6 protein-coding genes are annotated in these 8,073 nt (G+C 41.7%); 1 reads left to right on the forward strand and 5 read right to left on the reverse strand.

Annotated features, from left to right (window positions below):
- Window positions 1-281: 281 nt before the first annotated feature.
- Complete coding sequence (locus U9O96_04385) at window positions 282-1,028, reverse strand: D-aminoacyl-tRNA deacylase (protein MEA2054337.1); 747 nt, start codon at window positions 1,026-1,028, stop codon at window positions 282-284.
- Between the two features lie 58 nt (window positions 1,029-1,086).
- Between U9O96_04385 and U9O96_04390 the strand changes: the two genes are divergently transcribed.
- A complete protein-coding gene (locus U9O96_04390; protein ID MEA2054338.1) occupies window positions 1,087-1,872 on the forward strand; it encodes a methyltransferase domain-containing protein in 786 nt (261 codons plus the stop codon).
- Between the two features lie 125 nt (window positions 1,873-1,997).
- On the opposite strand, the gene U9O96_04395 is transcribed toward U9O96_04390, so the two are convergent.
- The 4 genes from U9O96_04395 to U9O96_04410 all read right to left on the reverse strand — a co-directional run bounded on the left by U9O96_04395 (window position 1,998) and on the right by U9O96_04410 (window position 8,054).
- Window positions 1,998-2,249: a type II toxin-antitoxin system HicA family toxin gene (locus tag U9O96_04395; protein MEA2054339.1), complete on the reverse strand. Its 252-nt coding sequence runs from the start codon at window positions 2,247-2,249 to the stop codon at window positions 1,998-2,000.
- The gene (locus tag U9O96_04400; protein MEA2054340.1) at window positions 2,250-2,504 is read right to left on the reverse strand and encodes a type II toxin-antitoxin system HicB family antitoxin; all 255 of its coding nucleotides are present in this window, start codon (window positions 2,502-2,504) and stop codon (window positions 2,250-2,252) included.
- A 273-nt stretch (window positions 2,505-2,777) separates the two neighbouring features.
- Window positions 2,778-6,281, reverse strand: a complete 3,504-nt coding sequence (locus U9O96_04405) for a LamG-like jellyroll fold domain-containing protein (GenBank protein MEA2054341.1) — start codon at window positions 6,279-6,281, stop codon at window positions 2,778-2,780.
- Between the two features lie 504 nt (window positions 6,282-6,785).
- Window positions 6,786-8,054 carry a hypothetical protein gene (locus U9O96_04410; GenBank protein MEA2054342.1) on the reverse strand — a complete coding sequence of 423 codons (1,269 nt, stop codon included), beginning with the start codon at window positions 8,052-8,054 and terminating at the stop codon, window positions 6,786-6,788.
- Window positions 8,055-8,073 lie beyond the last annotated feature (19 nt).

Consider the following 8,073-nt stretch of genomic DNA (forward strand, 5'->3'; position numbering starts at 1 on the left):
CTTTCACCTGCAAGCTTGTATCAGCTTAGCTGGGCACACTAGCTACCGCTACTTATAGTATTCATTCTTTCAGATCTCCTGTCGTGCCGTTGAGGGGCAGACCTTATGGTCTGCCACACGCGACAGAACACAATAGTTAGTAAGCTAAAAAAGGTAGGGCGGCCTCTCATCTGCGGGTCTTACGCTACGCTACAGACCACGCAGTATTCCCGGCCTAACTGGATAAAACATCATTATTTTTGGTTTGTGTGGGTAACGGCAAACATTAAAGTTATTTCCATTTACTGAATGCGTTCAATTCCTTCCTCTTCAAAAATTTTTTTGAATCGCCATCCTTTTTTTCCGTGGAAGTATACGAACTTTACACCTGGCGTAGCATCGATGGTTTTGAGTATCATTTCCCTGTCAATATTATTAATCTGATAGTCAGGTATCATGTGTCCAAACGAAACGTTACTTTTTATGGCAAGGTCGGTAAAGCGAGGCGCGTAATGCCCGCCCCCCACTCCTATGGTTGAGTAGCCTTCACTAAATCTCAATGAATCCAAGACTTGTGCTATTTTTCTGCATGCTTCAATGTCATTCCATTCCTTTTCTGTGCTTCCGGCTTCTATAAAAAAGGCGGGGGTGGAGAGATACGGACCATGATGGGTAACTTCGTAGCAGACATCATAATCTGTTCCTTTGGCTTTTTCATGCAGGAGTTGTAAAGCATCTTGCATCAGTGACGGGGCTGAGGGAACCATTTCCCCGTTCTTCCCGCCAAATTCTGCTTTGCCGAAATTTCCTATAGGATGGACGGATAACGTTTTTCTGCCCGATTCCGATTTATGGCATGAGGCAAATATGACTGCATTTAACGGATGAACCCATTTCTTTATCTCTCTGTCAATGTTGTCGTGATAGAGGTGCATGTCGTCGATGAAAAATACGAGCATGCCTCCTTTCCTGTAAACATTTTTTTCCATCTCCGTCCATTCGTGGAGTGAAAGCAACTCTTTTCCTATACAAACACTTGCATTATCCATTCTCGAGATAACTATGGCAATCACAAAACCTTATTTATCACGCCATATTTATGCCTTGATGCCACATAACCGTACAAAGGAAGAGCTGGCCCATTTCATAAAAAAGTTAGAGCAGCAAGCTCTCGAAACAGCCGAGGATAGGCACCCCATCTACATCAAGGCTGGCCTTAAAGATGCCGAATTAATTCTGGATGTCGGCTGCGGTTCAGGCGCCGTAACAAAAGACCTGGCAGCCCATACGAACGGTACAGTCATAGCCCTCGACGGCTCGCTGGATATGGTGAGCACCGCCAGAAAAATACTGGCCGATACAGAAAACGTTCAGCTATGCACAGGAGATGCTCACAGTCTGCCTTTCAAAAAAAATTCGTTCGATATCGCAATATGCAATCTTGTTTTGATGTGGTCTAAAGGCCCACAAAAGGTGGTCAACGAAATGGCAAGAGTGGTAAAGCCCGGCGGGAAGGTTGTCGCTTCTCTCGAGCCAGACTTTGGCGGCAAAATTCACTGGCCCGAAAACAATAGGGTTGACCCGATATTTGCCGGAGAAGCAATAAAAAGAAGAGGGGGCGATCCGCACATAGGAAGAAAACTCAGGATGCTATTTGTAGAGGCGGGACTGAGGACGGAGGTGGGAATAGGCAATCAGAGAATATGGAGCTGCAAGGAAGACGGGGCATCTTATAGGCGTTCAAGAGATTTCTACTGGAATGTCTTAAGGAAGGCGGGGATGAATGATAATGAAATAAAGAAATGGGAGGATGAATATCTGGAATCCTTGAACAAAGGAATCCAGCTCAATTTTTTTCCACAATTTTATGCAATAGGAATTAAATCGAAGTAGGAAGGAATTAGAGATTGAATATCCGTACTTCCTGCTCATTGCCAGCATTGTCATATGCAATAGCTTTAGTTGTATGATCAAAGAATGCTGGTTCATCCCAGAATCTTAAACAATTTGCTTTTTACTTATTTCAATATGCTCAACCTTTTCAAATCTTTTTCATTCCACTTTGCCTGTTCTTCTATCATAATTTTTAGTAATTTTATGGGAAATGTTTGTCCTCCTTTATGAAAAGAAACTGTCACTCTTCTCCTATCTGGATGCCGAAAAATTTTGTGACTACCAGATTGTCTAACTAAGGAAAAACCATCTTTTTTTAATGCCAAAACAAGTTTTCTGGCTGTTAAACTTCTTAGCTTAGAATAGTCTATAGCCATTTAAACTATCACAGAAATCAAAGGCTTTGAAGATATTATCACTCCTTTCTTTTTCAAATCTTTTTCTAATGGCTCAAGTTCTTTACATTCTGCCATATCTTCCAGTACCAATCTAATTACTTCCTCTAAATTTTTGAGAGCTTCTTCTTTTGTTCTTCCCCAACTAGCCCCTCCTTTGTCCTTCAATTCTGGAACGTAAGATACCCACTTGCCTTCGTCTTTCTCAACTATTGCCTTGAAAGTATATGTCTTCATAATGTTTAAATCTGACTATAATATATTTAGCTTTCTACAAAAGCTTGGATATGAGAGGGCTAGGGAGCATTGGGAATTGCCATACGGTTTCACCATAACGCTTACTCTGTAGATATACAGTGTTCATGCAATTGCAGAGATCATAGCAAGATCTTCGGGAGGCGTGACCAAGCCTGATGAAATACTCTCCCTATCTCTCCAGTATGCTTGACAAAAAAGAAAAAGAAGAGAAAGAGAGAGATTTTTCTGTCGTTCACCGTTTACATCAATAATCTATGGAGACGTTACATCAGTTATCTGGACCCACCGAGGAATGATTAAGTAGGATCTTAATTCGAAGGGTTCCAACGTAGTAGTGTACTGGTTGGAAAAAATTATCGGGATGAAGGTTCCGTCAACTAGGTCAAAGAGAAGAACAAATGGGAAACTGAAAGTAACTGTTACGGATAGTAAATCAGGTTTTTTATTTACAATATAGAAATAGTGCCATCCTATTGTTTTTTCTCTTACTTGGAAATCATCTGTATCCTCAACAATTTCAAAGCTTTTTGCTGGCAAAGCGCGATATGCTTTTGCAAATTTTTGTATCTGCTCTTCATGCCCAACTGTTCCAATAGTAAGCCCACCATTTCCAATCTGAATAGGGTCAAGGTGGATCATCACCAGCATGTAATTCTCCATGAAGTATTTATGTCCAGGTGCAATTGCTCCTGCATGCCAATTCCTTTCTAGATTAGATGCCCAAGAGCAAGGGAGAGGCATGCTATTTGTCTTCACCTTTCTTTCAAAGTAGCCATTGTATATGGCAGCAGCTTGGTTTGGTGGAGATTTTATGAAGGGTTTATAACAGCTATCATAATCAAGCACAAATTTTCGAGAAGGCCATGCATTGGTGGGAGGCTCATCACCAGTTAATCGTTCTCTATAACCAGTGAAACGTACAACTCTCTCAGTTCTAATTCCATCATTTTGAGCCTTCAATTGAGTTAAGTCTAACCCAATTTCTTCATAACTGTCATATACAAATTGCGGGCGATTAGGGCTGCTGTACCAATCATCAATATCGGGAGAATGCCAGCAGGAAACAATCAGCTTTAAATCAGGTCTTCCCTGTTGCTGTATCCTAGTGTTAATATCGCCTAACAGGTTATTTATGTACACACCTTGCTCCATTAAACGTTTATTCATGGTATCACTCCAAATGTTCAAGGAAATACCCTTAAATGCTGGATAATCTCCATATTGTTCGAGTATGTCGTCGGTTATGTTAAGCATTTTCTCTTTTATGAGATCGACGGTATAGCCTGTATCGGCCTCCTCTAGCACATCTAAGGAAGGTATACTTGTTATCGTGAATGATGGAATCACATTCACATCATTCACCTCAGCCACTTTAAGCAAAAGTTCAAACCAGTCAGCGGGCCAAGGATGACTACGTACAGGAAACCATAAGTTGTAAATATTACGTTCCGCTCTAGATGGATAGTGTGGGGGAGCATACTGCCAGATATTATAAATGAGGAGGTTTTGTCCTGTGAAATGAAGATAGTCCATAGCGTTTAGCGTGGCCTTATAGTACTCTTGAAGGCTTTCATTGAATGCACAGAAGCTATCGGGAAATTCGGTCTGTTCCCACCATAGACCTAGCATTCTACTTCCATCTGGTGGCGTGATTACTTCAGTTTTAGGGAACCATCCTGTTTGCTCATCCCCTTCAATTTCATATACAGATATGTTCCTAACCGCTGCTCCTGCTCCAACTGGACCAGCCAGCCAATTTACAAACGTGATCATATATTCATCATCACGAGGCCAGAAGTATATCGTATGCTGCTTAAACTCATTTGTGTTAGGATATTCATCACCTGTGAAAACGCCGGTCTGAATTTGGTAGAATGCTTGGGGAGATCGTCTACCTGGTTCGCTATGTGGACTTTTTGAAGAGAGGTCTATACCCATTATCCTCGTTTCATCATCTGGATAAGTTACCACAACTAAGTGAGGATTGCTCTCATTTTGGATCTCGAATTTATAAGCAAATCGACTAAATAGGCCCTTCCAATAGACTTTCACGGCGACCCAGTCTAAATAAATTTTCCCAGGCCATACGCTGGCGTTTATCTTAACCTTGAAACTCTCGTTGGATAATTGCTGGCGATCCCAATCATGACCCCAGTTCACCCATCGTCCGCCTAAGTAATGAGTGGCCCAACTGGTATCCACACGAGCCATACGCTCTTCTGTCCAATCAGCTCCTCCATTCCAAGACAGACTAACTTTAAGGTAGCCATCATTGGTGGTACAATTGGCATCAAGTCTAATTCTGATACCAGAAATAACAGCTCCATCGGGTATAAGATCGGTAGGTATGCTAAAGTTCCTGTATATTTCCGCATGTCTATCTTCAGCTACCGCATAGTAATCATCATCATAATAAGCGTTCTCAGGCGACTTGAACCCCCAATTGGTAACATTTTCGTGGCCTGTCGGGCCACGATAAGGTGTGGAAGCTTCAGTAGCACCACTAAGTCCGGATTGCCTGTATTGATTGTTAGGTGTTGTTGTTTCATCTGTAGTCTCGCAATACTCGACTGTTCCGCTTTGTGGTCCGCTATAGGTATTAGTTGCACAATCTATTGATAAAATCAGACTTTTATTCAAAGTATCTGGGTGTGGCCTTGGATTTCCATCGATGACGAACAGCTTTATGGTTCTGTTATACCTTTCTTCAGGTGCACCATCAGGTATAAAGTAGCAATTCAGATCATATTCTCCAACCTCTTGAGCTGTGAATTTGACCATTAAGGTAGCTGTTTCACCTTCATCGAGGTCTACTACCATACTACTTGGTGTTAGATCGTCAACTTGGCACTTGAATGTACCATCAATCTTTGATGGGATAAACCCTTTACGTATATTAGTTATATTTACGTATAATTCAATTGGTATTTGCTCTTTACCGTAAATCTTGAAGATCGTCTCTTTTGCATAATATTCAACGGGGAATAAAGCCATGTAGTTTCTCTGAATCTCCTCTTCAGTCAGTGGCACATCATATATCTTCAGTTCATCGATATCGGCATATGACTTGTCCCAACCTCGACGACCTACGTAAAACTTTTCGCCTTGCTGTGCAGGAGAACAGAAAAATTTGCTTCCCAAGGGCTTATAGTAACCGTCGATATATGCTTTTAATATGCAATAAGGCCCATCCGTCTCAGGTGGTAAAATTTGCCATGTGAAAGCAATTTGATGCCACTCTCCTACCCAACCACGAGTAAGCGTAAAATCTCTGGTAGCTCCTTTAAATCTAAAGGATATTTGACCTGGATACCCATCGACATAGCGGTGCTGTCTGATGTGAATCTTATTTCCATCTTCTTCATAAAAGTAAGTACCGTCATCTATTCGCTCCTTTAGCCTTATCCAAAATTCGATTGTGCCTTGTTCTGGAATGAGATTATTTAATTCTCTATAAGAAAGAACGTAATTCGCTATGTCTGCAGGTTTCGAAAGAGCCTGTCCTCTTATTCCATCCGTGAACTCATAATCTTGCCAGTTTATATGGTCGTGGGGGATCGGATCTCCTCCAGCAATTGTGGCATTGACATTCCCATCAAAAGGAACGTAGAATATAGGAGTAGGAGGTTGGATCGCCTGCTTAGTATTTATACTTGCTATTTCTTTCTCTTTCACAAATATCGCATTCGCTGGTAGCAAGAAAAGCATTGCTACCAAAATGCAAAACATTCCTTTCGAAGCTGTTTTCCTATTCATTCTTTTTTTCACCTCCTCCGTCTGTTTTTATTTACCGATAGCACCGACGGCGTGCTATTATTTTTTTCATGATTTTTGCCTCCAAATATATAATGCAATTTTATTTTAAAATTTTCGGTAGGGCTTTATAACAGCTATTCAAACAAAACCCAAAACACGCTGTTGCCCTAACAATTATCCAAAATTCGGGGCTTTTACCGCTCTTCACTTCATTATTCTCCTATCTCCAGTCCCGTCCAGAATGTGAGACCTGATTGCTCAATAACCCACAAATTCGTCCAGAATTCGAGACCCTCTTTGAGTCCAGAATCCGAGGCTTTTTGGGGCTTTTTATGCCTTCTTCATTTTGACTTTACCCTCAGAATGACTTAAGTCATAGCGATAATCTACTGCTTGCAGCGGAGAACTTCATTTCTATCAGCTCGGTGAGATAAAGACAAAAAAGAAGAAGATAGGAGAAGATGGGCACATGGGCTGTGTATATCCCAGGTATTGAGGCGTGTGCTATTGAATATGCCCGAATATGCCTGGAAATCTCTCTCTTCCAAACGTTGACACAAACCATCCGTCGAGCCTTTCAAGTAATGTCCATATGTTTACCGAAAATGATTTCGGCATTGAAACCTGAAGCTGTGCCCAACTGCTGTTTAGACTGTTTTCTGCCCTTACAGAGATAGTGTAAGTTCCTTGTTCATTCCAGACGTGTGAAATATTTGCTCTCTCTCCCGAATCATAATATCCAGTAACCTCTTCCGTGCCATCACCCCACTTAATGTGGAACCTGACCTGATCTTTGTTGAGGTCGGCCGATGTTAGATTATACGTATATGCAACTCCGGCTTTTCCATTTGCGGGTCCACTAATTGTGGGCGTTTCTGGCGGTTTGTCAACCACTAAAACAGTATAAGATTCGGACCAATTGCTTTCTTTTCCATATTCATCAGCAGCTTTAACCCTGACGTAATGATTTCCCGGAGGGAAAAAGATATGTGACAGAGATATTTGCTTACCGCTGCATTCCAAAGATGTCCATTCTTCGGGAGTGCTATCATCCCAATCAAAACAATATCTTACCTTGTTTCCATCAGGATCGTAAGTTCTGGTATAATAGTTGTATGTAACGCCGGGTTGTAAATAGTTTTCACCCGAAGGTTTTTCAGGAGTATCGGGAGGAAGGTTCTCTCTACCGTATGTTTTAAAACAAAAATCACCTTCCGGGTCATCAATAATACGCCAATATTCATGTATATCGTCATAGTGATAGCTCTGTCCCTCTGGGTATGGATCGCCCGAGCCAAACCCCCAATAATAGGCATTATCAAGTGTGCCACCGTGCCAGCCATCCCAGACAATATAATATGTTTCTCCTGGAGTAACATGTATATCCTCAAAATCAAACTCAATCCAAGTGTAGCTGTCGGGCGGGAAGTCCCGATCCAGACCAACGCTGACCAGGTTTCCCCCGTCATAGGCATCACGTATTGCAATCTCCAAGCCCGGAATAACAGGATCGCTTCTGTTTATCAAAAGCTCTACCCTTGTAAGCATATCTTTTGTAGGAACAAATCCTTGTGCGAACTCATCCTCAAATAAACAAGCAAGCCCGCCATCTCGCTGTGTCTGCTGCTGGTCAAGAATACCACCGTCGTTTTGCTGAACCATGGTGCTATCTGTATAAGAGAAATACAGCGGGATAGAACCCACCAGAACAATAATACCCACTAACAGTATGCTCGCACATCTTCTATCTTTCTTTGACCAATTTTCCTTCATTTTTTACCTCCAAATATCT

It is taken from the genome of Candidatus Thermoplasmatota archaeon, from assembly GCA_034660695.1.
In the GTDB taxonomy this organism is placed as follows: domain Archaea; phylum Thermoplasmatota; class E2; order UBA202; family DSCA01; genus JAYEJS01.